This window comes from Candidatus Accumulibacter sp. ACC003, assembly GCF_907163085.1.
Lineage (GTDB): Bacteria > Pseudomonadota > Gammaproteobacteria > Burkholderiales > Rhodocyclaceae > Accumulibacter.
In genome coordinates this window covers 116,346-142,467 of sequence record NZ_CAJQTX010000007.1, presented here as the reverse complement: position 1 = coordinate 142,467, position 26,122 = coordinate 116,346, and the positions used below count along the sequence as shown (strand labels likewise).

The 26,122-nt window shown below is 64.8% G+C and carries 19 protein-coding genes; 4 read left to right on the top strand and 15 right to left on the bottom strand.

Translation table 11 applies throughout. The annotated features are described in order from the left end of the window. Positions 1 to 6: 6 nt before the first annotated feature. The 9 genes from QZ656_RS16030 to QZ656_RS15990 all read right to left on the bottom strand — a co-directional run bounded on the left by QZ656_RS16030 (position 7) and on the right by QZ656_RS15990 (position 10,019). Positions 7 to 276, bottom strand: coding sequence for an HPr family phosphocarrier protein (locus QZ656_RS16030; RefSeq protein ID WP_291994334.1), 270 nt, complete (start codon positions 274 to 276; stop codon positions 7 to 9). A gap of 23 nt (positions 277 to 299) precedes the next feature. After that, on the bottom strand, positions 300 to 689 hold the full coding sequence (locus QZ656_RS16025) for a PTS fructose transporter subunit IIA (protein WP_291994333.1): 390 nt from the start codon (positions 687 to 689) through the stop codon (positions 300 to 302). A gap of 76 nt (positions 690 to 765) precedes the next feature. After that, complete coding sequence (locus tag QZ656_RS16020; RefSeq protein ID WP_291994692.1) at positions 766 to 1,797, bottom strand: FAD:protein FMN transferase; 1,032 nt, start codon at positions 1,795 to 1,797, stop codon at positions 766 to 768. Beyond that, the gene (gene gshB, locus QZ656_RS16015; protein ID WP_291994332.1) at positions 1,785 to 2,738 is read right to left on the bottom strand and encodes a glutathione synthase; all 954 of its coding nucleotides are present in this window, start codon (positions 2,736 to 2,738) and stop codon (positions 1,785 to 1,787) included. The genes QZ656_RS16020 and gshB overlap by 13 nt, the downstream gene beginning before the upstream one ends. Next, positions 2,729 to 3,763: a glutamate--cysteine ligase gene (gshA, locus tag QZ656_RS16010; protein WP_291994331.1), complete on the bottom strand. Its 1,035-nt coding sequence runs from the start codon at positions 3,761 to 3,763 to the stop codon at positions 2,729 to 2,731. The genes gshB and gshA overlap by 10 nt, the downstream gene beginning before the upstream one ends. Positions 3,764 to 3,767: 4 nt before the next feature. Further along, on the bottom strand, positions 3,768 to 5,093 hold the full coding sequence (locus QZ656_RS16005) for a class I SAM-dependent methyltransferase (protein WP_291994330.1): 1,326 nt from the start codon (positions 5,091 to 5,093) through the stop codon (positions 3,768 to 3,770). Between the two features lie 55 nt (positions 5,094 to 5,148). Then, positions 5,149 to 5,598 carry a CreA family protein gene (locus QZ656_RS16000; protein ID WP_291994691.1) on the bottom strand — a complete coding sequence of 150 codons (450 nt, stop codon included), beginning with the start codon at positions 5,596 to 5,598 and terminating at the stop codon, positions 5,149 to 5,151. An 88-nt stretch (positions 5,599 to 5,686) separates the two neighbouring features. Continuing rightward, complete coding sequence (gene parC, locus QZ656_RS15995) at positions 5,687 to 8,053, bottom strand: DNA topoisomerase IV subunit A (protein WP_291994690.1); 2,367 nt, start codon at positions 8,051 to 8,053, stop codon at positions 5,687 to 5,689. A gap of 16 nt (positions 8,054 to 8,069) precedes the next feature. Continuing rightward, positions 8,070 to 10,019 (bottom strand): DNA topoisomerase IV subunit B, encoded by a 1,950-nt coding sequence (locus QZ656_RS15990; RefSeq protein WP_291994329.1) that lies wholly within the window; start codon positions 10,017 to 10,019, stop codon positions 8,070 to 8,072. A gap of 141 nt (positions 10,020 to 10,160) precedes the next feature. Between QZ656_RS15990 and QZ656_RS15985 the strand changes: the two genes are divergently transcribed. Together QZ656_RS15985 and QZ656_RS15980 are read left to right on the top strand one after the other, a co-directional pair. Then, positions 10,161 to 10,427 carry a hypothetical protein gene (locus tag QZ656_RS15985; protein WP_291994328.1) on the top strand — a complete coding sequence of 89 codons (267 nt, stop codon included), beginning with the start codon at positions 10,161 to 10,163 and terminating at the stop codon, positions 10,425 to 10,427. 304 nt (positions 10,428 to 10,731) lie between these two features. Continuing rightward, complete coding sequence (locus QZ656_RS15980) at positions 10,732 to 14,997, top strand: hypothetical protein (protein WP_291994327.1); 4,266 nt, start codon at positions 10,732 to 10,734, stop codon at positions 14,995 to 14,997. A gap of 382 nt (positions 14,998 to 15,379) precedes the next feature. On the opposite strand, the gene QZ656_RS15975 is transcribed toward QZ656_RS15980, so the two are convergent. The 3 genes from QZ656_RS15975 to aceK all read right to left on the bottom strand — a co-directional run bounded on the left by QZ656_RS15975 (position 15,380) and on the right by aceK (position 18,417). Next, a complete protein-coding gene (locus QZ656_RS15975; RefSeq protein WP_291994326.1) occupies positions 15,380 to 15,937 on the bottom strand; it encodes a hypothetical protein in 558 nt (185 codons plus the stop codon). A 35-nt stretch (positions 15,938 to 15,972) separates the two neighbouring features. Then, positions 15,973 to 16,533, bottom strand: a complete 561-nt coding sequence (locus tag QZ656_RS15970) for a cob(I)yrinic acid a,c-diamide adenosyltransferase (RefSeq protein ID WP_291994325.1) — start codon at positions 16,531 to 16,533, stop codon at positions 15,973 to 15,975. Positions 16,534 to 16,665: 132 nt separating this feature from the next. Continuing rightward, positions 16,666 to 18,417, bottom strand: coding sequence for a bifunctional isocitrate dehydrogenase kinase/phosphatase (gene aceK / locus QZ656_RS15965; protein ID WP_291994689.1), 1,752 nt, complete (start codon positions 18,415 to 18,417; stop codon positions 16,666 to 16,668). A 335-nt stretch (positions 18,418 to 18,752) separates the two neighbouring features. Here aceK and icd point away from each other — a divergent pair, with 335 nt between their 5' ends. Together icd and QZ656_RS15955 are read left to right on the top strand one after the other, a co-directional pair. After that, entirely contained in the window at positions 18,753 to 19,982 is a 1,230-nt protein-coding gene (gene icd, locus QZ656_RS15960; RefSeq protein ID WP_291994324.1) for an NADP-dependent isocitrate dehydrogenase, read from the top strand. A 104-nt stretch (positions 19,983 to 20,086) separates the two neighbouring features. Next, positions 20,087 to 21,286: a CaiB/BaiF CoA-transferase family protein gene (locus QZ656_RS15955; RefSeq protein WP_291994323.1), complete on the top strand. Its 1,200-nt coding sequence runs from the start codon at positions 20,087 to 20,089 to the stop codon at positions 21,284 to 21,286. Between the two features lie 27 nt (positions 21,287 to 21,313). On the opposite strand, the gene QZ656_RS15950 is transcribed toward QZ656_RS15955, so the two are convergent. The 3 genes from QZ656_RS15950 to QZ656_RS15940 form a co-directional block, all read right to left on the bottom strand. Next, positions 21,314 to 22,153, bottom strand: coding sequence for a DUF6544 family protein (locus QZ656_RS15950; RefSeq protein WP_291994322.1), 840 nt, complete (start codon positions 22,151 to 22,153; stop codon positions 21,314 to 21,316). An 85-nt stretch (positions 22,154 to 22,238) separates the two neighbouring features. Continuing rightward, entirely contained in the window at positions 22,239 to 23,561 is a 1,323-nt protein-coding gene (locus QZ656_RS15945; protein WP_291994321.1) for a UDP-glucose/GDP-mannose dehydrogenase family protein, read from the bottom strand. 97 nt (positions 23,562 to 23,658) lie between these two features. Next, the gene (locus QZ656_RS15940; RefSeq protein ID WP_291994320.1) at positions 23,659 to 26,112 is read right to left on the bottom strand and encodes a cytochrome P450; all 2,454 of its coding nucleotides are present in this window, start codon (positions 26,110 to 26,112) and stop codon (positions 23,659 to 23,661) included. Positions 26,113 to 26,122: the final 10 nt, after the last annotated feature.

Genomic DNA, 26,122 nt, shown 5'->3' with positions numbered 1-26,122 from the left:
AGCGATTCACTCCGCCTCGCCAAACCTGTCGGCGACCAAGGCCAGGAGCGCGGCGCTGGCCTCTTGCTCGTCGCTGCCCGAGGTCTCGACGAGCACCGTCGAACCCTTGCCAGCCGCCAGCATCATCACCCCCATGATGCTCTTGGCGTTGATCCGGCGGGCGCCCTTCTCCATCCACACCTCGCTGACGAAGCTGGCGGCGAGTTGCGTCAGCTTCGCCGACGCACGCGCGTGCAGCCCCAGTTTATTGAGAATTGCCGTTTCGACACGGACCATTCGGTGCTCCTGTTCTTGGCCAGCTACGATGTCGTCAGCTTCATGACGCCGTCGTGGGCGCCGCTGACGGCCTTCTGCAAAATAATTTCCATCCCTTTCTCACGATACGTCAGAGCCCGCAGCAGCATCGGCAGGCTGAGTCCGGAAACGCCTTCGACGCGACCGGGTTCGAGCAGCTTGAGCGACAGATTGGCCGGCGTCGCGCCAAAGATATCGGTCATCACCAGAACGCCGCTGCCGCCGTCGACTTCTTGCAAGCGCCGGCGAGCCAGCGGCAGCAGGTCGAGCGGGTCATCCTGCCACGACACGCCCAGCTGGGCGATCAGCGGCGGCCGTTTGTTGAGGACATTACACGCGTTCTGGACCAGGCTTTCGCCAAAGCAACCATGCGATATCAGAAGGATTCCAATCATTACCGCCACCCCCAGCCAGCCAGACAGGCCGCCATTCTAAGCGATTCCCGGTCACTCGGCAGGATCCGTAAAGGTCTCATGGCATGACTTCGAGCGACTTCGGCTGGCCGCCGCTGTAGTCCAGCCGAGCGTGCATCGCGCGGCTGACCTGCAGGCGCCCGGCGGCGTCAATGCGCAGCACGTGCTCGACCTGCAGCGCCCGCGCCAGACGCGGCCAATCGCTGCCCGCGATGAACAGCGGCTTGCTGGCGACGTCAGACAGCGTGCCGGCGGCGACGCGCGGCGTGATCAGCACGGTCAGTGCCTGGCTAGCCGTCGCCGGCTGCGCGCTGTGTGGGTCGAGCAGATGGCTATAGCGCTGGCCGGCGACCTCGAAGTAGCGCTGGTAATCGCCCGAGGTGCCAATCGCCTCGCCATCGTCGAGTTCGAGAGTCGCCAGCGGACCCGGTTGCCGCGGATGCTGGATACCGACCCGCCAGCGCTGACCGTTCTTGCTGCCCAGCGCCAGGACGTTGCCGCCGATGTTGATCAGCGCGTTATGCACGCCCTGCTCCTTGAGAATCGCTGCCGCGCGGTCGAGCGCTACGCCCTTGAGGTAACCGCCGAAGTCGAGCGCCAGCGCGCGCTTTTCACTGCTGACTTCGAGACCATCGAGGTGCAGGTCGGCAATCCCCGGCCTGGCCGCCCGCCAGGCCGCCAGCGCGTCGGCGTCGGGCAGCGCCGCCGGCAGATCGTCGGACTGAAAACCCCAGAGAGCGATCAGGCGACCGATTCCGGGGTCGAACAGCCCCTCGCTGGCGAGCGACAGACGCTGCCCTTCGCCGATCAGTGCGGCCAGTTCGGGCGACACCGTTTGCGTCCGGCCGGCGGCGATGGCCTCGTTCAGCGCGCTCAGCTCGGAAGGCTTCCAGGCGTGGTAGCTGCGGTGCAGGCGGTCGAACTCGCGCAACACGGCGGCGGCGGCGGGACGCGCCGCGTCCTCCGGAAGTCCGGCGATCAGTAGCTCGACACGGGTACCAAAAACGAAAGCCTGCTGGTAATGCAAGGGCGCCTTGCCGCAGGCCGCCAGGCTCGCCAGCAGAACGAACAGGAAAACTAGGCGCCGGATGCGCACGCCCGCTCCAGCGCGGCGACGAACAGTTCGGCGGCGTCGAAGCCGGTCTGCTCGGCGATTTCGACGAAGCACGTCGGACTGGTGACGTTGATCTCGGTCAGCCAGTCGCCAATCACGTCGAGGCCGACCAGCAACAGGCCGCGCGCGGCGAGCACCGGCGCCAGCGTGCCGGCGATCTCGCGGTCACGGTCGCTCAGCGCGCGCGCCACGCCGCGGCCGCCAACGGCCAGATTGCCGCGCGTCTCGCCGGCCTTGGGAATGCGTGCCAGGCAATAGGGAACGACTTCGCCGCCGACGATCAGGATGCGCTTGTCGCCGTCGCTGATCTCGGGAATGTAGCGCTGCGCCATGATCGTTCTGGCGCCGTGGTGCGTCAGCGTCTCGACGATCACGTTACGGTTCGGGTCATCGTGGCGAACGCGGAAGATCTCGCTACCGCCCATGCCGTCGAGCGGCTTCAGGATGGTGTCGCGCTCGCGCTCGACGAAGGCGTGGATCAGCGCCGGGTCGCGGGCGACGACGCTGGCCACGGCAAACGACGCAAACTCGGCGACCGACAGCTTCTCGGAATGATCGCGCAAGGCCCGCGGCGAGTTGAAGACGCGCGCGCCCTCGGCCTCGGCGCGCTCGAGCAGCCAGGTGGTGGTGACGTATTCGGCATCGAAAGGCGGATCCTTGCGCATCAGCACGGCGCCGAAATCGCGCAGCGCGACGACGTGGCGATCGACCTCGACGAACCAGTCGTCATCGTCGGCGAGCATTTCCAGGTGCACCGCTTCGGCGCACACGCCGTGCACCGCCGACCAGTGGATCGCCGGCTGCTGGACCACCCAGATGGCGTGCCCGGCGGCCTGCGCGGCGCGCATCATGGCGATACTGGTGTCCTTGTAGGCCTTGAGCAAGGGCAAGGGGTCGACGACGAAGGCTATGCGCATGCGAGCTGCTCCTCAAGGGGCGCCGTGCGCTCGAGTTCGAGCGCCGCGGCGAGTTGCGCCAGGCGGGCAACGACGCCGTAGGCGTAGAAGCGGTTTGGCGCGGCGTCTGGATTCTGGCACTGGTCGGGCAGCGAACAGCTGGTCTCGAAAGCCAGCGGCTCGAAATGCATTCCCGGTACGTTCAGGCTTTCGTCGCGGCCGCGGCTGCCATGCACGCGGTAGAAGCCACCGACGACAAAGCGATCGATCATATACACCACCGGTTCGGCGACGCCGGCCTGATCACCGCTGCCGACCTGCTCGAAAGTATGCACGCCTTCCTGGATGATCACCTGCGAGACCGCCAGGCCTTCCTTGATCACCGACATCTTGTTGCGCTGTTTGCGATTGAGCGCGACCACCTGCGACGTGTCCTTGACGGTCATCACGGCCATTCCGTAGGTGCCGGCATCGGCCTTGACGACGACGTACGGCGTCTTGTAAATAGCGTACTCTTGGTACTTCTCGCGAATCAGCCCGAGCACCGCATCGACGTTGGCCGCCAGGCACTCCTCACCCTGCCGCTCGTGAAAATTGACCGCCTCGCAAACCGCGAAGTAGGGATTGATCCGCCACGGGTCGATGCCGATCAGGCGGGCAAAATCGCCGGCGACCTCGTCGTAGGCGGCGAAGTGGTTCGACTTGCGGCGCACCGCCCAAGCGGCGTGCAAGGGCGGCCGGACGAACTGCTCGTCGAGATCGCGCAGGATCGCCGGAATGCCGCTCGACAGATCGTTGTTGAGCAGGATCGCACAGGGGTCGAAGTCGTCAAGACCGAGCCGGTTTTGCCGGCGCAACAGCGGCTCGAGCAGCAGCGTCGACCCGTCCGGCAGGTCGACGGTCGTCGGCTTGACGACGTCCGGCGACAGCGAACCCAGGCGAACCTCGAGGCCGGTCAAACGCAGGATCTCCGGCAAGGCCTCGAGGAAACGGCTCTCGATCTCCAGCAGCGGCCCCTTGAGGGCAGTGCTTAGGTGCGGAACCATGGGCTTATCTCCTCCCCGTTGCCAGCGGGCTGCGCGGTGGCGAAGGCGGTTGCGGCTGCGGCTGCGGCGACAGCAGTGCGGGTAGCTCGGCCGACGATCTTACACCGGCCGCGGGCACGAAAGAACGGAAGGATTCCGGCAGCGGCGTCTGCTCGAGGCTGCGCTGGGTAAACAGGAAGCGACCATCGCAAACAAAACCGAGGTCGGCCCAGTCGACGCCGTTCAAGGCCAGCGCCAGCGCCTGCACATCGACCGTCGGATCGCGTGCAAAGATCGCCAGCACGCTGCCGTCGTAGTTCCGGCAGGGGTGCACAAAAAACGGCTGCTGGCGGCGGGTCTTGTTGTTCACATACACCCGCGGCTCTGGCGACTGATAATAGCCCCGCCCCCAGCGCCACCAGTTGGACTCGTCGAAGGCTCGTATGCGGCGCGCGATCAGGCGTTCCTTGTGTGGCCGCAGCGCCGCTGGCGGCGGCTCGCCCGGCTCGCACCAGAGCATCCGCCGGGTGTCGCCAGTGGCCACCGTCGCCGAACAGACGAAGCTGCGGTTGCCGTAATCGTCGTTGGCGTAGAGGTCGTCGGCGCCGGACACCGCGCCGACCTTGACGAAAGCGATGTCGTCCAGGTGCAGGCCGTAGTCGCCGCGCGTAAACAGCAGGTGGCCGGCACTCTCGACGAAATGGCGCTCGGCCCACTGCAGTCGCGTCAACCCGGCGATGCCGTCGGCGACGCCCTGCGCAGCGTAGCGCGTCAGGCGGGAGAAATTGTCGCGTTCGAAACGCCAGATCGCGCAATTCGGCGCGGCGTCGTCGAACAGCCGCGAGTCGCCGAGATCGACCAGGTCGGTAATCGTCCCGGCGGCGTAGAGCAGCCGGTTCAGCGGCACCGCCGAAGTCGCCTTCAGGAAATCGCGCGGCGTGATGAACACCAGCTCGCCGCCGGGCGCCAGATGACGCAGGCACTTCTCGATAAAAAACAGATAGAGATTGGCGCGCCCGTCGAGAACGCTGCCGCGGATGTTGGCACGCGCCGTCGCGGCGATGTCCTGATAGCGCACGTAGGGCGGATTGCCGATGATCGTGGCGAACACTTCATGCTCGGGCAGCGCAAAGAAATCCATCACGCGCGCGCCCACCGGCGCATGCCCGGGGTCGATCTCGATTCCCACCGCGAACGGGAAATGCTGCAGGAAGACACCGTCGCCGCACGCCGGCTCGAGCACCCGCCCGCGATTGCGCACCAGCGTGAGCATCAAGTCGACGATCGCGCTCGGCGTGAACACCTGCCCAAGACCCGCGATGTCGCGCGCCGCCGGCGCCGCCGCGTTCACCGCCATCGCCAGCCCGCTGTCGACAAAATCCCGATCACCGTCGGCGCGCGCATTTTCAACGGCCGCCCCAGGGCATCACCGGCACCGTCGAAATGCTGTTCGCTGGCGCGCCGTCGATCAGCTTGCGGCTGATCGCCAGGTAGACCAGGGTATTGTTGGCGGCGTCCCACATCCTGATGACGCGCGTCTCCTTGAACAGGATCGAGGTATCTTCGGCAAAGACCGTCGCCTCTTTCGGCAGCTTCGCCGGCAGGACGATCGGGCCGGTCTGCCGACACGCCAGCGAGAACTGCGAGGGGTCCTGCGCCAGACCGAAGGAGCCACTGACGCCGCCGGTTCGCGCCTGGCTGACGTGACACGTCACCCCCGACACCTTCGGGTCGGCAAAGCTGTCGACGCAAACCTTGTGGTTCGAACCAATCAGCTTCCATTCGGTGGTCACACAACCAACCTGCTCGGCGGCCGCCGCCGCACCGAAAAAAGCCAGCACGCCAGCGATCGCCAGGCGCTTGAGCAGATTCTGTTTTTGGAAAGTCGTCAATTCCTCGCTCCTTGACATGCGCAACGTGCCGGCAACACGCGCCGGCGCGTGCTTACTCGGGATGGGCGACCAGCGTCACATGGCTGATCTGCCCGACCGGCGAACCCCGGCGTGCGCGCAGGCCAAAATGGCGGTCCTCGGAGAGCAGCGTCTTGGTGCGGCCGCGCAGCGTTCCCTTGATCGTCACTTGGGCGCCCTGCGTGGCGATTACCGCACGCAGCGACTCGCCGTCGCGCAGGCCGATGATCTGCACACCCTTGCCGCTGCTCAGGCGTTTCATCTGCTCGAGCGGGAAGACCAGCAGGCGGCCGTCTTCCGACAGCGCCGCGAGATGGTCGCGCCCGGCCAGCCGCAGCAGCGGCAGGATGCTGGCGCCGTCCTCGACGCTGACGAAGGCCTTGCCAGCCTTCTGCCGCGACAGCAGGTCGCCGAAAGTGCAAACGAAGCCGTAACCAGAGGTCTTGGCGACCAGCAAGGGCTCGTCCGGGCGAGCGGTCAGCACGTGCGCGATCTTGCCGACGCCGAGTTCGGCGAAGGACGACAGCGGCGCGCCCATGCCGCGACCGTCGGGCAGGCTGGCGACGGCGACGGTGAACGCGCGTCCGGCAGTCGACACGATCACCAGCGAGTCGACCGAGCGGCACTCCTGCGCCGAACCGGCGCGGTCACCGTCCTTGAAAACGACGCCGGAAACGTCGAGGCCATGCCCCTGGCGAACGCGCGCCCAGCCCTTCTCGGAAATAATCACCGTCACCGGCTCATCGGCGACGGCAGCGGCTTCAGCGCGTGACGCCATCGTCGCAGTCTCAATGATCGTCCGCCGCGCGTCGCCGTGCTTCTCGGCGTCGGCCTTGATTTCGCGGATCACCTGCCGGCGCAGCAGCGCGTCGCTGCCGAGCAGCTTGAGCAAGCCCTCGCGCTCGCTGCGCAGCTTGGCCAGCTCCTGCTCGATGCGAATCCCCTCCAGCCGCGCCAACTGCCGCAGGCGGATTTCCAGGATGTCCTCGGCCTGCCGATCGGACAGCGCGAAGCGGGCAATCAGCGCCGCTTTCGGCTCGTCGGACTGGCGGATGATGCGGATCACTTCGTCGATGTTCAGGTAGACGATGTGCCGGCCTTCGAGAATGTGGATACGGTCGTCGGCTTTCTGCAGGCGAAACGCCGTGCGGCGGTGCACCGTCCGGATCCGGAAAGTACACCACTCGCCGATCAGGTCGAGCAGCGACTTCTGGCACGGCCGGCCGTCAATGCCGACAGCGACCAGGTTGATCGGCGCCGAGGTCTCGAGGCTGGTATGCGCCAGCAGCAGCGAGACGAACTCGCTACGATCGATGCGCGAGGTGCTTGGCTCGAAAACCAGGCGGACGTCGGCGTCCTTGCCCGATTCGTCGCGCGCGCGGTCAAGCTGCGACGCCATCAGCGCCTTCAGTTGCGCCGTTGACTGCTCGATCACTTTCTTGCCCGGTCGCGGCTGCGGGTTGAGCAGGACGCCTATTTCGGAGAGCACCTTGGCCGAAGAAACGCCCGGCGGCAACTCGGTGAACACCACTTGCCAGGCGCCACGCGCCATTTCCTCGATCTCGTAGCGGGCGCGTACGCGCAGGCTGCCACGGCCGCTGCGGTAGGCGGCGGCAATATCGCCCGGCGACGAAATGATCTGCCCGCCGCCCGGGTAATCGGGACCGGGAACGTATTCGAGCATCTCGTCGAGGCCGGCTTGCGGATGCTCGATCTTGTGGATCGCCGCGGCGGCGACTTCGCGCAGGTTGTGCGCCGGGATTTCGGTGGCCATCCCGACGGCAATTCCCGAGGCGCCGTTGAGCAACAGGAAAGGCAGGCGCGCCGGTAGAAACGCCGGTTCGTCGAAAGAGCCGTCGTAATTCGGCTGGAAATCGACCGTCCCTTCGCCGAGTTCGCCGAGCAACAGCTCGGCGATCGCCGTCAGGCGCGCTTCGGTGTAGCGCATGGCGGCGGCGTTGTCGCCGTCGCGCGAGCCGAAATTGCCCTGGCCATCGACCAGCGGGTAACGCAACATGAACGGCTGCGCGACACGGACCATCGCGTCGTACGCCGAGGTATCGCCGTGCGGGTGGTATTTGCCGATCACGTCGCCGACGACGCGTGCCGACTTGACCGGCTTGGCGGTCGCCGACAGCCCGAGTTCACGCATCGCGAAGAGCACCCGCCGCTGCACCGGCTTGAGGCCGTCCTTGACGTCGGGCAGCGCGCGGCCCTTGACGACGGCGATCGCGTATTCGAGGTAATCGCGCGCCGCCGAGTCATGCAGCAGGATGCTGTCGTCTTCGTCGTCGGCGGCCAGCGCTGGCGAGTCCGGTGGCGCGGGTGGCACGGGTGGCGCCGGTGGCGGTGCCAGCGGCGGCAGTTCGCTAAACAGGTCTGGCGTCGAGTCGTCCTTGATCACGTTCAGCTGGCCCTCACACTTCGGCGCCGATCAGCGCGCCGTTATCTTCCATCCACGCCCGCCGGCCCGCCGACTCGCTCTTGCCCATCAACATCTGCATCACCGGCCTGGCCGCTTCGGCGCCCGGCATGCGGATGCGCATCAGGCGGCGCGTATCGGGCGACATCGTCGTTTCCCAGAGTTGCTCCGAATTCATTTCGCCGAGGCCCTTGAAGCGCGAGATGCCGACCGCTTCGGGCTTGATCCCCTCGAGCCGCAGGCGATCGAGCGACGCTTCGCGCTCGGCGCTGTCGAGCGCATAGATCTTGCGCGGCGGCCGGTTCTTGCCATGACCAGGGACGTCCAGGCGATAGAGCGGCGGCTGCGCGAAGTACAAATGACCAGCGGCAATCAGCTTCGGAAAATGGCGGTAGAACAGCGTGCACAACAGGACGCGGATGTGCGAACCGTCGACGTCGGCGTCGGTCATGATCACCACCTTGCCATAGCGCAGGTTGGCCAGCACCGAGTCGGCCGCGCTCGCCGGATGCGGATCGATACCGAGCGCGACGGCGATATCGTGCACCTCGCGGTTGGCGAACAGACTGCCGGCATCGACCTCCCAGGTATTCAAGACCTTGCCGCGCAGCGGCAGGATCGCCTGCAATTCCTTGTCGCGGCCGGCTTTCGCCGAGCCGCCGGCAGAGTCGCCTTCGACCAGAAAGATCTCGTTGCGACGGCTGTCCTCGCTCTGGCAATCGGAAAGCTTTCCCGGCAGGATCGCGACGCCCGACTGCTTGCGCTTCTCGACCTTCTGGCCGGCGCGGGCGCGCGCTTGCGCGGCACGGATCGCCAGGTCGGTGATTTTCTTGGCGGCATCGGGATGCTCGTTGAGCCACAACTCCAGGGGATCGCGCAGCATGCGCGCGACCAGTGCGACCGCGTCGCGCGAATTCAGGCGCTCCTTGGTCTGCCCCTGAAACGACGGATCGAGCATGCGCACCGCAAGAACGAAGCTGGCGCGCGAGAAGACGTCCTCGGCGGCGAGCTTGACGCCCTTCGGCAGCAGCGCGTGATGATCGGCGAAACTCTTGACCGATTCGAGCACCGCCTGCCGCAGACCGGCCTCGTGCGTACCGCCGGCGGGTGTCGGAATCAGGTTAACGTACGATTCGCGCGCCAGGCCGCCGTCGGCCGTCCAGCAGATCGCCCAGGACGCGCCCGAGCCGACCGGGAAGTTCTCGTCGCCTTTGCGCGCGTACTTCTCGCTGCTGAATACCGGTGCGACGAGCTCGCCGTCGATCTGCTCGCTCAGATACTGCAGCATGCCGCTGGCGAAACACCATTCGGTCGTCGCGCCGCCCTCGACGTGCAGTGAAACCTGCAGGCCGGGTAGCAGCAACGCCTTGCTGCGCAGCAGGCGCTCGAGCGGCGGCGCCGGGATCAGCGGCGAATCGAAGAAGACCGGGTCGGGCCAGGCGCGCACGCGCGTCCCCGAGGCCTTCTTCGGCGCGTCGCCGACGCGCTGCAGCGGTTCGAGCAGAGCGCCGCTGGCAAAAGCCAGCCGGTGGCGCGCGCCACCGCGGACGACCTCGACCTCGAGCCGCGTCGACAGCGCGTTGGTCACCGAAACGCCGACGCCGTGCAGACCGCCCGAGAAACGATACGCCGAGTCGTGGTCGTCCTTGCTGAACTTGCCACCGGCGTGCAGCTGGGTGAACACCACTTCGACCGTCGGTACGCCTTCGAGCGGATGAACCTCGACCGGAATACCGCGACCGTCGTCCTCGACGCTGACCGACTGGTCGCTGTGCAGCGTCACCTCGATGCGTTTGCAATGGCCGCCGAGCGCCTCGTCGGCGGCGTTGTCGATCGCTTCCTGAATGATGTGCAAGGGACAGTCGGTACGCGTGTACATCCCGGGACGATGGCGCACCGGCTCCAGCCCCTTGAGGACAGCGATCGATTCTGCGGTGTAACTCATAGTGCGCTGATTTCTCCAGCAAGGCGCTCGGCAACGGCAGGCGGTCAGTGGCGCTGCTCGCGGTGGCCACCAGCCCACGCTTCGCAGCAGGCTTCCTGGCCGGCAGTGGCAACAACCCGCCACCCTGCCCAACCCGGCCAAATGCAAGAACGCCAGAGCAAAGTCCGGCGCGCCAATGTTTCGAGCTGCGGAGTGTACTACCGAATGCGAGTGAAGCAATCGATATGGCCGGCGATCCATTGCTTCAAGGGTGCAGCAGAGTCCGGCTCCATCGCTCGCGCGATCGGCGAACCGAGTAAGCCGTCGCCGGCAAACGAAGGCAAAACGTTCAGGCAACAGGTCGAAGCTGGCTGGCGGCACGTCGCCACGGCCGCCGATACCGTGCGCAGCTTCAGCACCGCCAAATGACCACAAGACTCCGCCGACCACCCCACCCCGTCACTGCGAGGAGCGCAGCGACGCGGCAGTCCAGCAGCCACTTTGGCCAGTGATCGTGCCCCTCGATTCGTGCGGCGTCGACCTACGCGAAAAGCCGTGCTCTGTCCTCCGTGCTCTCCGCGCGTTGCCGCGCGCTTGTGGACCCCGCGCGTTTTGCTGACTGACCCAGCGCGTTGTAATGAAGAAGAAATAGCGGAGCCACTTCCGGTCGTACAATGACGCCGTCGCACGCGAAGTGCGGCGGCGTTCTCTTGTCGGGGTAGAGCATCCTTTCGTGACAAAAGAAATTCACCATGACTGGCCGCGATACTGGCTGCCGGTCAACGAGGCTTTGACGCTCGAGACTGACGGCTTCCCGCCCGACCCCGAGGACACTTTCGGTCGTCACTACAATCCTCTGCTTCGACGACTGGATGCTCTCCGTGAGGAACCGATTCTGGTCCTCCTGGGCGAACCCGGATGTGGCAAATCGACTGCCCTCGACGATGAAGCTCGGCAGCTGCGCGCGGCCGGCGAGCGCGTTCATCACGTCAAGCTCGAGACCTGCGCCGCCGCGGATCTCGTTTCCATCGTCTTCCAAGCCCAAGAGGTGCGGGATTGGTGTCGAGGATCTGGCAGGCTGTTCCTGCTCCTGGACAGTCTTGACGAGTGCCGTCTGACGCTGCCCATGCCCAATGTGGTCAGTATCCTGATGCGGGAACTCGAGCACCTGCCGACGGAAAGGTTGCTTCTGCGCCTGAGTTGCCGAACCACGGAATGGCCGCGGGGTGTCGAGGACAAGCTGGCGCGTCTCTGGGCGACGGGCGCGGAGAACTCTGAGCCTGAACGACAGGAGATCGAGAGCCAACCAGAAGCGCCATGGAAGAAGAGCGACAGCGCACCCGTTTGCGAACTGGTCCCGCTGCGCCGAAAAGATGTCGAACAGGCGGCGCGAGATTGTCTCGTCGATCCGGCACACTTCCTGACGCAGGTGCATCGGCGCGACATCGAGGCTTTCGCAGCTTTGCCGAACACCTTGCGCATGCTCTTGAGCATTTACACCATTGACGGCAGTCTGCCGGATGCGAAAGCCGACATATTTGCTCGCGGATGTACCCTGCTGGCTGACGAGCGTTCTCCGAATCGCCTTCAGGCCGGTATTCAAGGAGGGCTGAGCGCTGTTCAGCGCCTGGCAGTAGCGGGCCGCATTGCGGCCATGCTGTTGCTGGGAAGCCGGCAGTCGCTGTGGCTGGGAAATGAGCTGCAGATCGCCGCGGACGACCTCTCACCGCGGGAGGTTTACGGCGATGGCGAGCGCGCTGACCGCTTCACTTTCTGCATCGACCACAAGGTCCTGACCGAGGTGCTGAACAGCACTCTATTCACGGCGAAGGGAAGTCAGAAACTCGGTTTCGGACACCAGAGCTGGGCAGAGTATCTGGCCGCAGCCTACCTCTCAGAACGCGTTCAAGACGCAGAGCGGTTGCTCTCTTTGCTCCGCTGGGCGGAAGACGGCCGCATTCCGCCAAGACTGTCGGAACTGGCGGCCTGGTTGGCGAGCTTGTCGTTGCCCGTTTTTGATGCCTTGGCGAATACCGAGCCGGCTCTCCTATTGAGGAGCGATCTGGCGCGGCGTGACGGGGTGAGAAAGGAAAAGCTGGTAGGCGGAGTCCTGGCGGCCGTTCAGGCGGAGGACCCAACTGTTTGGCGCTGGGAAAGTCGAAGGAACTTCTCGAAACTCGCATACCCCGGTCTTGCCGAACAGTTGCGTCCGTGGATTGCCGATCGCAGCTTGCGCGAAGACGTTCGTGCTGCTGCGCTGCAGATCGCATTGGCTTGCAAAGTGACGCAACTCACCGAACTGGCAGCAGAACTGGCGTTGGCGGCCGACGAGAGGCCACGCATTCGCCATGCCGCTGCCCGCCTGGTGGCGGGGCACGCTGATGCCGAGCAACTGGCACGCTTGCGGCCACTGGTCGTCGGCCCAACCGCCACGGAAGACCTGCAGTCCATCCTGTTGACTCGCCTGTGGCCTGATCACGTGAGCACGCGCGAACTGTTTGCGACAAGTAACTTTGCTGGCAGTTGGCAATGCCTGGGCGACTACCGCTACGCGGCTGACCAATTGCTCGATCGCTTCAACGCCGTCGATGTCGTTGTGGCGCTGGAGTGGCTACGGGGGACAGTGCCTTCCCATGTCGACCTTGACGGCAATCGCCTGGCCAACGCCATTGCCGCGCGCGCTTGGGAGCTGTTGGATGATCCCCGCGTGATGCACGTTTTTTCCCGCGTCGTGTGGCAATGCAGGAAGCGTCATGAGCGGATCTTCAAACGGCTGGGAGAGCGCACGGACGATGCGCATCCTTTCTCGGCCGACAGTGAAAAGAGAAGGCGTCTGCTTCTCGCCGTTCTGCCCTTGGTTGACCAGCCGGAGAGTGAGGTAATCGATCTGGCTTACGTTGCGGACCGACTGCTGTTCGATGAAGATCTGCCGTGGCTGCTGGATCAATACGAGCATGCGCACAACGACATGTTAAAGGCGCGACTGGCTCAGTGTGTTCGGGTTCTCTTCTCGCCAAGCGCCGATGGTCACTGGAGCGACCGTCCGGTCGATGTTGCTTGCCGCGATGCACCCAATTCGCTTTCGCCGTTGGCGGATGTGGTCTCTGCCTTCATGGCGCCGATTTACTTCGGTAGCGATGCCGAAACGAGCGCCCGTGACATCTACCAGCGCCGGCTTAGCTTTGTAAAATCCTGGTCCGAGGTGCTGAATCCCCCGCCTGCCGCCAGGGTGCGAAGCGACTTGGCCGACTTCGTTTCAGGCGAAACGGGGACCTGGATGCGCCTTTGGCCTGACCTTTGCTTGGCGGATGATGCCGTCGAGTACCCGCACTTTTGGTGCCAGATTACAAAGGCTCCCGGTTGGCTGCGCGCCAGTTCCGAGGAAAGACGACAAATCGTCGACTGCGCTGCCGCCTGGGCGATGGAGATATCGCAGTCTGAGGTGGTGGAGTTGTCGCTGCCGGTTGAAACCGTGTCTGAATTGCACGTTGGCCTCTGGCTTGCCCTCGCTCTGCTGGCGCATCAGCGTCCTCATGTCTTGCAGAAAACCGCGGCAGAACGATGGTCGATCTGGATTCCCGCACTGGTATTCTTTCCACTTGATCACGGCGAAAATAGCCGCGGGATGCTCCTGAAGATCGCTCGCGACAAGAGTCCCGACGTCGCACTGGCCGAAATCGACCGCAAACTCGACCACGAAATCGCCACTGGACGCACTTGCTTGAGCGGGCTGGATGATCTGCAAGCGATCTGGTCTACAGAAACCGCCGAACTTGTTTGTCGGCACTTGCAGTCGCTTCACGCTCCAGCGCAGCGCCGGGCCTTTCTGAAGGTGCTGCTCGATCAGAAGCAACCCGAAGGCGTGACGCTTGCCCTCGCTGACTTCGGCCGAGCCGCGGATAGTCAGGATGAAACGCAACGGCAGTCGTCGTTCGAGATTGCCGAGTTGCTGATGGAGCACGTACCGAGCGAGTCGTGGCCGGTTCTCTGGGCCCGCTCGCAATCCGACGCCGTCTACGGCGACGCACTCTTGACTCGTCTGGCTCCTCGATGGCGGTGGGACGCCTCCTGGCTGGTGGAGCTTCAGGAGGCGGACTTGAGCGAATTATATGGATGGCTGGAGGAGCATTTTCCGGCGGAAGGTGATCCGCCACATCGTTCAAGACAGCCTTACACGCCAACCCCTCGCGATGACCTCGCCGACCTGCGCGAGTCCTGCATTCATCGACTGGCGGCCTTGGGTACCGCTCAAGCGGTTGAGGAAATCGAGCGCCTGGCAGAGCGATTTCCCGGTCAGCCCCGTTGGCGCGAGCTTCTGCACGCGGCGCGCGCCGCGCGGCGCGAAAAGGAATGGCATCCGCTTTCTCCGCAAAGCTTGATCACCTTTGTTCAAGAGACGGACAAGCGCTTTGTTCGCGACGCGGCCGAACTGAGCGTGGCTGTGATCGCCTCGCTGGAACGGCTTCAGCAGCTGTTGCAGGGCGATACGCCGCTGGCGCCTTTTCTCTGGAACGTGGCGAAAGATGGGCGTTCGGGCAGACCGAAGAGCGAGGACCGCCTCTCGGACTTTGTGCTGCAGCATTTGCGCCGCGATCTCCCCGGCGCGGTCATCGATCGTGAAGTGCAGGTACGCAACGTCCAAGAAAGCCGTATCGGCGAACGTACGGACCTAAAGGTGGAAGCACGCACGAAGAATGGGGCACCGATCGTGGTGATCGTCGAGTCCAAGGGTTCCTGGAACCGCGACTTGATGACTGCCATGCGCACCCAGCTCAAGGAGCGCTACCTTCAAGCCCATGGTTGGCGGCAGGGCATCTACCTGGCCGGCTATTTCGACTGCGACTTCTGGTCAGGCGATGACCGCAAAAAGCAAGTAGCTCGGACGAACAGTGACAACTGGGAAGCCCTGCAGGAGAGGCTGGCAAAGCAAGCGACTGAACTGTCCGACTCCAGGTGTCAGATTACTGCGCTGGTGCTAGATATTCGCCACCCGCGGTAGACGGATTAAACCTCGGATGTCACTCGGCCTCTGTCTATGTGTTGATCAGTTACGCTGGGCCCTGATCAAGATTCCTCGGCCCAAACCATTCTCGGTTGAAACGATGGCCGAGGCCGACGCTGTAGCTTGTAGGAAGAGCGCACAGAAACGGCGTCTTGACTATTGCCCAAGGCATAGGGGAAGACCTGGACCCGCACGTTTTCGACCCCTGCCTTGGCTGCAAGACGAACCGGCCGCGCGATTCGGCCTGAAACGTTGGCACACTTTCCAGCGGGTCGCGTCGTCTGCGGCCTCCGGAGGAAAACCGCTTGCCCAACGGGGCAGCGCGAGACCATAACCGGCACCGGCCATAGTCGTCTCTCGGCTGTGCTACGCCATCGCCTTACGCCGGCTCGGCCAGCCAGGCATCGCGTGGCAGATCGGCAGTACCCGGGGTGATCAGAAAACGCGAAATGGCTGCCGGATTCATCAGCCCAATGCCGCCGTTCGCGAGTCGGTAGTTCATCACCGGTCGTTCAAAAAAGCTGGTCAGATTCATCAGACGCTCGGCGAGCGCTGCCTTGCGAACGCCTTCGGCGAGCGTGTGCAGCACGTGGCCGCCGTTGAAGAAGAAATCGATCCGAACCTTGAAGTGTTCGCCTTCGAAGCTGCCGCTAAATGGCTCCGTGAGCTGCTCGGGCGTCAGCGCGGTCAGTTCCAGGTTGAGCGGACTCGCCACGTAGGCGCTGAGATCTTTGGCCGCTGCAAATTCGACGCAGGCGATCGACGCCCGCGCGAAGACTTCGGTCTGCGCTTCCGAGCCAATGATCAGTGGCTTGCCGACGAACATCTGGCTGCTCCGTCGGAGGCTGTCGATGGTCCGCTCGAGTGCCGCCTCGTCAGTCTGCAAGAAGCGGCGAGCGCGGTTGGCCGTAGTTATGACGGTAATGCCGATCGCCATGTCCAACTCCCCTCAAAGTAAGTGGTTGCCGGCGCTCAATCGGCGCCGCGATTCTGGCCCTGTACCCACAGCACGTCGCCGCGGCCGCCCGCCTTGTTCAGCGCGCGGCCCAGGACAAACATCAGATCGGACAAGCGATTCAGGTACTTGCGGGAAAAGTCGGAAACCTGCTCGGTGGCCGCCAGGTGTACGACCTGGCGCTCGGCGCGGCGGCAGACGGTGCGCACCAGATGGGCGACCGCGGCAGCGCGCGTGCCACCCGGCAGAATGAAATCCTTGAGCGGCGACAGGTCTTCGTTGAAGCGCTCGACGAGGCCTTCGAGACGCTGCACCTGCGGCTCGGAGATCATGTTCATCCCGGGAATGCACAATTCGCCGCCAAGATCGAAGAGGTCGTGCTGAACGCCGGTCAGCGCCTGCCTGATATCGTCGGGCAGCTCTTCGGTCAGCAGCAGGCCGAGCGTTGAGTTGAGCTCGTCTACCTGACCAATGGTCTCGATGCGCAAGCTGTCCTTGCCGACGCGCGTGCCGTCGCCGAGGCCGGTCGTGCCGGCGTCGCCGGTACGCGTGACGATTTTCGAAAGTCGGTTGCCCATGATCGCGTTCCTGACAGAAGGTAAAGCGCGATTATAGCTGAAGGTCAAAGGTGGTCTTGCTCAGGCACCTGACCGGGCCAGGCGCTGGCGCTGGCGACGCGTAGCGCAGCGGCGCGGCGACGAAGGCCGGCCTCAGTTGCTGGCGAAGACCTTGCAGAACCGCAGCTCTTCGGGGTACGGAAAGAAATCCTCGACATGGCCGGCGCGGATTTTTTCCTGCGCTCCCTGCCAGAACTTCACGTTCAGCAAGTCCCGGTGGTACTTGAGGAAGGCCGAGCGCACTTTCGGCGAGCCGAGCAGGAAGCTGGCGAACTCCTCCGGGAAGACGTCGTGCCGACCGACCGAGTACCAGGGCTCGCTGGACATTTCCATTTCCGGGTACGGCGCTTCCGGAATGACCCGGAAGTTGGTGTCGGTCATGTATTCGATTTCGTCGTAGTCGTAGAACACGACGCGGTCGTAACGCGTGACGCCGAAGTTCTTCCACAGCATGTCGCCCGGGAAGATGTTGGCGCACGCCAGTTCGCGGATGGCGCTGCCGTACTCATGCACGGCGTGGTCGATCTGCTCGGGGGTCGCCGAATCCAGGTAGATGTTCAGCGGCGTCAAACGCCGTTCGATGTACAGGTGCTTGATCACCAGGTCGTCGCCGTCCTCCTCGATCAGCGACGGCGCCAGCGTGCGGAAGGCTTCGAGCAGTTCGTCCGAAAAACGCGCCTTCGGTAGGGCCACATGCGAGAACTCGAGCGTGTCGGCCATCCGGCCAACGCGGTCCACCTGCTTGACCAGCAGGTATTTGCGCTTGACCGTGGCGCGATCCATTTCCTTCGACGCACCGAAGACGTCCTTGATCAGCTTGAAAACGTAGGGATACGACGGCAGCGTGAACACCAGCATCACCAGACCGGCAATACCCGGGGCGATGACGAACTGGTCTTGCGAGTGGCGAAGATGCTGCTTGAGGTCGCGGAAAAACAGGATCTTTCCCTGCTTACCAAGGCCGAGCATGGTGTACAGCTCCGACGGCGGCTTGCCTGGCATGATGCTGCTCAGGAAATGCACGTATCCCGACGGCACCTCCATATCGACCATGAAATAAGCGCGCGACAAGGAGAACAAGACGCTGATCAGCCAGCTGTCGAGCAGGATGGTGTCGAGCACCAGCTTACCTTCCGGCGTATGCAGGACCGGCACGGCGAACGGGTACTCGCGATGGCCGTTGATCGCCTTGCCGAAGACGTAGGCGCCCTTGTTGCGATAGAAAGCCGAGTGCAGAACGCGGATCTGCGCGTTGGCCTCGGCCGCCGGCCACTCGCCGAGACGCTCTCGGCAGGTGCGCATGATGAAGTCAACGTCGCGGTCGAGGTCCTCGAAGGGGCGCTGCCAGTCGAAGTCAAGGATCACCTGTTTGATCGTCGCACGCAGGCCGCCTTGCGCCGGATAGTAGCTGCGGTAGGTCGGTGGAGACGCCTGCAGGTACTCGGTCGACACCGCCGGGCGGGCAAAAATGTAGTCGTTGTTGAAATACGTCCGCGCCAGGATCTTCGAGCACACCGAGTTGAAGAAGGTCTCGGCGAGTTCCGGCTGTTTGTGGTTGATCAGCTGGCCGATGTACAGCAGCTTGAGCTGCTGCCACGTCGCATCGTCGATCGACGCGGCGCCGAAATCGGCAGCCAGCAACTCGGCGGTCTCGGTAACGCGCTCATCGTAGGAGCGGATACGCTCGCGGACGGCGACGTGCACGCCCTTCCAGTCGGCGGCTTCGAAGAGCGCCTGGGCTTCCCGGCCGTAGCGCCGGATCAGTTGATAGTGCCGACTGAAGCCGTCGATCATCGCTTCGGCGATACGTCGAGCGAGTACGTTTTCAACAGTGGAGATGTCCATTGGGCTGCTCATCAGGTCTGACTGAAGCGATTGTAGCATCGCCACTGCTGCGCCGCACCATGCGCAAGCGACCTCGCAAAAACGCCGCCAGGCAAGCGCCGACGCCGCCCTCGCGGACGTGGCCGAGCCCCGACACCCGCGCTCGCGCTGGCCAAGCGCCTGCTTTTACCGCATAATCGCGGGCGGTGCCGCAGGAGAATTTGCTACAGACAAATCCTTCGTGCCCACGTATCCAGCATCGTCCGATGCGCAGGTCCCGAAGCACCGCAGGCGCTGCCCGGCGCCGGTGCCGACCGACCCATCGGCTACACCAAACCACACTATATGGAGTTGGCATGAGCGCAAGTTTGATCAAAGTTCCACAAGGCGGCCAGAAAATCATTCCCGGGGAAGCCATCCCGAACAACCCGATCATCCCGTTCATCGAAGGCGACGGCATTGGCATCGACATCACGCCGGTGATGATCAAGGTCGTCGACGCGGCGGTTGCCAAGGCCTATGGCGGCCAGAAGAAAATCGCCTGGATGGAAGTTTACGCTGGCGAGAAGTCAACCCAGATGTACGGTTCCGACGTGTGGTTGTCGGCCGAGACGCTCGACGCGCTCAAGGAATACTCGGTTTCGATCAAGGGCCCGATGACCACGCCGGTCGGTGGCGGCATTCGTTCGCTGAACGTCGCCCTGCGCCAGGAACTCGATCTCTACCAGTGCGTTCGCCCGATCCACTACTTCCGTGGCGTTCCCTCGCCGCTCAAGGATCCGACGAAGACCGAGATGGTGATCTTCCGCGAAAACACCGAGGACATCTACGCCGGTATCGAATTTCTGTCGGGATCCGACGCCGCCAAGAAGCTCATCAAGTTTCTGCAGGACGAAATGGGCGTCAAGAAAATCCGCTTCCCGGAAACCTCGGGTATCGGCATCAAGCCGATTTCCAGGGAGGGCACCGAGCGGCTGGTGCGTGCCGCCATCAAGTACGCGATCGCCAACAAGCGCAAGTCGGTGACCATCGTGCACAAGGGCAACATCATGAAGTACACCGAAGGCTCGTTCCGTGACTGGGCGTACGACCTGGCCAAGAACGAATTCGGTGGCGTCGAGCTCGACGGTGGCCCGTGGCTCAAGCTCCCCGACGGGATCATCATCAAGGACTCGATCGCCGACGCCTTCCTGCAGCAGATCCTGCTGCGCCCGGCCGAATACGACGTGATCTGCACGACCAACCTCAACGGCGATTACATTTCCGATGCCCTGGCCGCACAGGTCGGCGGTATCGGCATCGCGCCGGGCGCCAACATCTCCGACCTCTACGCGTGCTTCGAAGCGACGCATGGCACGGCACCGAAGTACGCCGGCCTCGACAAGGTGAACCCGGGTTCGTTGATCCTCTCCGCCGAAATGATGCTTCGCCATCTCGGCTGGCTCGAAGCCGCCGACCTGATCATCAAGTCGATGGAAGCGGCGATCGGCGACAAGGTCGTGACCTACGACTTCGCGCGGCTGATGGAAGGCGCCACCGAAGTCTCGTGCTCGGCATTCGGCGACGCGATGATCGAGCGCATGTAAGCGCTGCTGCTCGACCTGCAACACTGACAAGGCCCCCGCAAGGGGGCTTTGTCGTTGCCCGGCCGAACGCTCTGCACCGGCGCCAACCCTTCCGGCTCACGCCCATGACGACATCGACAAAACCCCTGGCCGGCCTGACGGTCATCGAACTCGGCAGCCTGATTGCCGGCCCCTTCGCGGCGCGCATCATGGCCGAATTCGGCGCCGAGGTGATCAAGATCGAATCGCCCGATGGCGGCGACCCCTTGCGCAAGTGGCGCAAGCTCTACCAGGGCACGTCGCTGTGGTGGTACGTGCAGTCGCGCAACAAGAAATCGCTGACGATCAATCTGAAGCACCCGGCCGGTCGCGAGATCGTGCACCGCCTGGTTGCCGAAGCCGACATCGTGGTCGAGAACTTTCGCCCCGGCGTCCTCGAAAAACTCGGCCTGGGCTGGCCGGAGCTGTCGGCGATCAACCCCGGCCTGGTGATGCTGCGCCTGTCGGGCTTTGGCCAGAGCGGGCCGCTGGCGCAACAACCCGGCTTTGGCGCGATCGGCGAATCGATGGGTGGCCTGCGTTACGTGACCGGCTTCGCCGACCGACCGCCGGTCAAGACCGGCATTTCGATCGGTGACTCGATCGCCGCGCTGTGGGGTGTCATCGGCACACTGATGGCCTTGCGTCACAAGGAGCACAACGGCGGCCAGGGGCAGGTGGTCGACGTCGCGCTGTACGAAGCGGTTTTCGCGATGATGGAGTCGCTACTCCCCGAATTCGACGTTTTCGGTTTCGTTCGCGAACGCACGGGCAACATCATGCCCGGAATCACCCCGTCGAACACGCACTCGACGCTGGATGGCAGGCACGTCACGATCGGCGCCAATGGCGACGCGATCTTCAAGCGATTGATGCTCACCATCGGCCGCACCGATCTCGCCGATGACCCGCAACTGGCCGACAACGCCGGCCGCGACGGGCGTCGTGACGAGCTCTACGCGGTCATCGACAGCTGGGTTGGCGCGCGTCCGGAAAACGAAGTGCTGCGCACCCTGGCCGCCGCCGACGTCCCGGCGTCGCGCGTTTTCTCGGCGGCCGACATGGTCGCCGACCCGCAGTATTTGGCCAGGCAGATGATCGAAACGGCGACCCTGCCCGACGGCAAGGCGTTCAAGATCCCGGGCATCGTTCCGAAACTGTCGGAAACGCCGGGCAGTACCGAATGGCTGGGACCCAAGCTCGGCGAACATACCGACGAGACGCTGCAGCGACTCGGCTACTCGGCCGCAGCGATCGCCGCCCTGCGCGAAGCCGGCACCATCTGACGCGGCTCGTCGGCGCGCGGCCAGAGCCTACGAAAACTCGTAGTCGAGTCGTCCGATGCGTCCTTGCCAGTACGGTTTTGGCCCCCCTGGCAGCAACCAGCGAACCTCGCCACGCATCGGCACGCACATCCCGTGCTGCTGTTCATGGTCCGACCACAGCCCTTCCCACGGCAGCGAGACAAAGCGGCCGGCAAGCAGACAGGGACGCGCGTCGGCGCGCACCGACTCGACCAGTCCAGCGTCGTTGAAGCAGAACAACAAAGACACGCTGAGTTCGCCATCGCGCAGCGTCGCGGTCGCCGAGTGCGCGTCGACGGCCTGCCAGCTGACGCCCTGACTGGGCAGCAGCGCCGTCGGGTAGCAGACGGCTTCGGCCAGGTAGCGCAGCAGCTCGGCCTCGGCGATGGCGCCCTTGCCGTGCTGCTTGCCCAGCGGCAACAAGCCGAGCAGCGCCGGATGAAGCGTTCCCTCACCCGCCACGTAGGCATCATGGACATGCACCGTAACGCCCGGGGCGACGCGTACCCGTGCGTCCCAGAGAAAGCCCGGCCGGCGCGTGCACACCTGCTGGCCCGAGGTAAATGGCTTCCAGTTGTCGCTACTCTTGCCGATGTTGAGGCGCCCGGCATGCTCGACGCGCAGCCCGCGAACGATCGGCTGCCCGGCCGTCAGCGCCAGGCGAAAGTAGCGTTGCACGGGTTCTGGCAGCCGCTGCAGCTCGCGCGCCTCAAAACGGTCCGGCTTGACCGTTTGCCTGGCGGCCTGCAGGCCGGCGCGCAGCCCGCGCGTCGCCGCCGCCCAGCGCACGGCACCGATGATCGATAGGCCAACAAAGGTCAGCACGGCGACAAATACGACAGTCAGCAATAAATCCATTTCCAGCACCCATGTTCGTGTCGAAGCAGGCAGCCGCCATTACTCGCGGACGCGACCTGCACCGTTCGGACGCGCTCTACAAGCGGCCGATCGCAAAGTACTCGAGCCCGGCCCGGCGAGGCACGGCCGGGTCGTAGAGATTGCGGCCATCGAAGATCGCCGGCGTCTTGAGCGCCGCCTTGATCGCCGCGAAATCGGGCGCGCGAAACTCCTTCCACTCGGTGACGATGGCCAGCACGTCGGCGCCCTGCAGCGCCGTCATCGGTGTTTTGACGAAGGCGATTCGCGTTTCACCGGCAAAGATGCGCTGTGCCTCGTGGCTGGCCACCGGGTCGTAAGCACGCACGCGCGCGCCGCGCGCCAGCAGGTCGGTGATCAGCACCCGGCTCGCGGCTTCGCGCATGTCGTCGGTGTTCGGCTTGAACGCCAGGCCCCACAGGGCAATGGTCTTGCCCGACAGGTCGGCACCGAGGCGTTTGACGATCTTCTGCGTGAGGACGCTTTTCTGGGCGTGATTGGCGTCTTCGACGGCCTGCAGCACCTTCAGCTCCTGGCCCGCCGCGCGCGCCGTACGAATCAGCGCCTGCACGTCTTTCGGAAAGCACGAGCCGCCGTAACCGGCACCGGGATAGAGAAAGTCGAAGCCAATCCGCGGATCGGAGCCAATCCCTCGGCGCACCAGTTCGATATCGGCGCCCAGACGTTCGCTGAGGTTTGCCAGTTCGTTCATGAAGCTGATACGCGTCGCCAACATCGCGTTGGCTGCGTATTTGGTCAGCTCGGCGCTGCGCACGTCCATCACCAGCAAGCGATCGTGGTTGCGCTGGAAGGGTGCGTAGAGTTCGCGCATCACGTCGATCGCCCGCGCGTCTTCGGCACCGACGACGATCCGGTCGGGCTTCATGAAGTCCTCCAACGCCGCTCCCTCCTTGAGGAACTCGGGGTTGGAGACGACGCTAAAGTCGAGCGCCGACGCGCGCGCCGCAAGTTCTTCGGCGATCGCCGCGCGCACCTTGTCGGCGGTGCCCACCGGCACCGTCGATTTGTCGACCACCACCTTGTATTCGCTCATGAACTGGCCGACCTTGCGCGCCGCCGCCAGGACGTACTGCAGGTCGGCCGAACCATCTTCATCGGGCGGCGTGCCGACGGCGATGAACTGCAGCAGGCCATGCGCGACGGCGTCTTCGACGTCGGTGGTGAAGCGCAGCCGGCCGGCTTCGACGTTTATCCTGACCATCGCCTCGAGGCCAGGCTCGAAAATCGGGATGCCGCCGGCCTGCAGAATACGAATCTTCTCGACGTCCACATCGAGACAAAGGACGTCGTTGCCAACGTCGGCCAGACACGTTCCTGAAACGAGACCGACGTAACCGGTGCCGATAACGGTGACTTTCATTTAAACAATCTCCTGGTGCGACGAATCATGAAGCAAGTGCGCAAATAGCACGGGTTCGCAAGGATCCGGACAGCCGAATCGCCGCTCGTTCAGCGACTCAGGGCTGCTGACCCGGTGGCGTAAAGGCCGCCCGCTGCGCCGCGTCGAGCGAACCGTCGAGACGCGAACGCGCGACCAGCATGACGCTGCACGGCTGGCCACCGCGGGGTGGCGGCAGCCAACGCGTCGCCAGGCGAGCGAGCAGATAGCTGATCGCCAGGTTGAGGTGCCAAGCCCAGCGATGGGCAAAATAGCGTTCGTCGGCGCCGCGACCGGCACGCAGCCACGAGAAGCGACTCATCCAGTTGACGGTGACCTCGGCGCCATGCGCCGACGCCGGCACCTCGACGATGTCCACCGCCTCGACGTCGATAGCCCGCGCCAGCGCCTGAAAAGCGCCGACGGTCCACCAGCTGAGGTGGTGTGGTGGCGCGTTGATCAGGAAATTTGGAATCGCGGTCAGGGGTGACGGATGCAGCGGCGCGCAGACGATCAGCGTCCCGCCCGGACGCAGCAGGGCAAGCAACTGCCTGGCGAAGGCGAGCGGGTCGGCGAGGTGTTCGATGACCTGAAAGGCGGTCACCACGTCATAGCGGCCGCGCGCTTCGTCGACGTGCTCGGACAGGCTCTGCTTGATCACATCGGCAAACGTTCCGGCTACGGCAAAGGGGTCGAGCCCGCAATAGGTGCTCTGCGGCAGGTGTTCGCGGAAGGCGCCACTGCCACAACCGACGTCGAGCACCAGCGAACCGGCGGCAATGTGGCGGGCGGCATCGACGAACTCGCGACGCTCTTCGGAACCTGCGCTGAGCGTCGCGTGCGCGGCGTGCGTCGCATAGAAGCGCTGGTAGAAATCGGCGTCGCCAGCACGCCGTGGCGAGAAAAAGTACAGCCCGGTATCCGACTCGTAGAGCACCACCTGCGGCGCATCGGGAAAGAGGTGGGCGAGGTCGCCGGCGCCGGCGGCGCGCCACATCGCCAGCAGCGCCGGGGTCGACACGCCGTGCACGCGGCGGCGCGCCGGCCTGCCGGTGATCGGACACGGGGGCAGCGGTGGACACGCCGCGCTCGCCGACGACGGCAGTGCCACCGGCGCACGCCGCGGCGTGATGCGCAGGCGAAAGTCGTAATCGGGTCGCGACGTGAGGCTGCCCAGCGGCTGCGGCGTGCGACCGCGGCCACGCGCAAAGCGGCAGGCGCCGAGCAACTCGCCGAGAATGGCGTGCATCTCGGCCTCGGCGAAGCGCTTGCCGGGGCACACTCGTGGGCCGTAGCCAAAGGGGATCATCGCCAGACGGTCGGCCATCGCTGCCGGCGGCTCGGCGGCCAGCCAGCGCTGCGGATCGAAGTGATCGGGCTGCGGCCATAGCGCCCGGTGGCGCTGTATCGTCCATGGCGAGACGACGACGAAGCCGCCCGCGCAAATCGGTCGTTGGCGAAAGCTCACCGCTTCGGTCGCTTCACGCAGCAGGAAAGCGATCGGCGGGTAGAGGCGTAGCGCCTCCTGGATCAGTGCGCCGAGACGCCGGGTCACGGTCTGCTCGGGCGCCACGCCGTCGTCGCCGCTGGCGGTGGGCGGCGTGGCGATCAGCGCCGCCACCTCATCCTGCTCGGTCGGCGCGTCAGCCAACTCCCACAACAACCAGCTGAGGACCGACGCCGTCGTCTCGTGGCCGGCGAGCAGCATCACCGCGATTTCGTCGAGCATCGCCGTTTCCCGGCTGCGCGCCCGCGCCGCATTGGCTGCCGACGACAGACCAGGCAGCGCGCCCGCGTCGGCGGCTTCCAGCAAGGCCGCCGCAAACGGCGCCTGCGGCGCGTCGGCGGCAGCGCCGAGCAGCGGTGCGACGAAGCGTTGGCGGATCAGCTCGCGCATCTCGGCGCCGATCGCCACCAGCCCCATCCGCTCGACCAGCGCGTCCTGCGCGGCCGCATCCTGGCTAGCGAGCAGCAGCAGGACCGGGTTTACGCGCCGGTGATACTCGAAGAACAACTCGACGAAGCGCTGCCCCTCGGCGACGGTGAAGCGGGCGCCGAGGCTGGCGACGCTGACGATGTCGATCGTCAGGCGTGACATTTCGCTGGGGATCGCCACCGGGTGGCCCGCGCGCTGCCAGTCGGCGAGGTAGGCGCGCGTCAATTCGCCGGCCACCGCCGCGACGCGCTGCACGGGGATCCGCGTCAGTGCCCGCACATAGATCCGCCGCGCCTGTTTGACTGCGTCGCCGCCGGGCTGGCCAAAAACACCGCTACCGACCAGGGGTCTGAGCAGGCGCTCGAGCGCCGCCGCCTTCGGAAAAGTACCGGCGCGATCACTGAGGATGGTATCGACTACACGCAGGTCGTTGGCCAGGGCCAGTTGCGTTGCCGGCAACTCGTAGACCAGCAATTGCCGCTCGACCGGCTTGCCCTTGAGCCGACGCAACTGGCGCGCCACCAGGCGCCCGGCGAGGCGCGTCAGGAAGCGCGAGCGACCAGCCAGGCCGCCGGCCAGCGACAGAATCAGCGCCATGGCGTGCGCG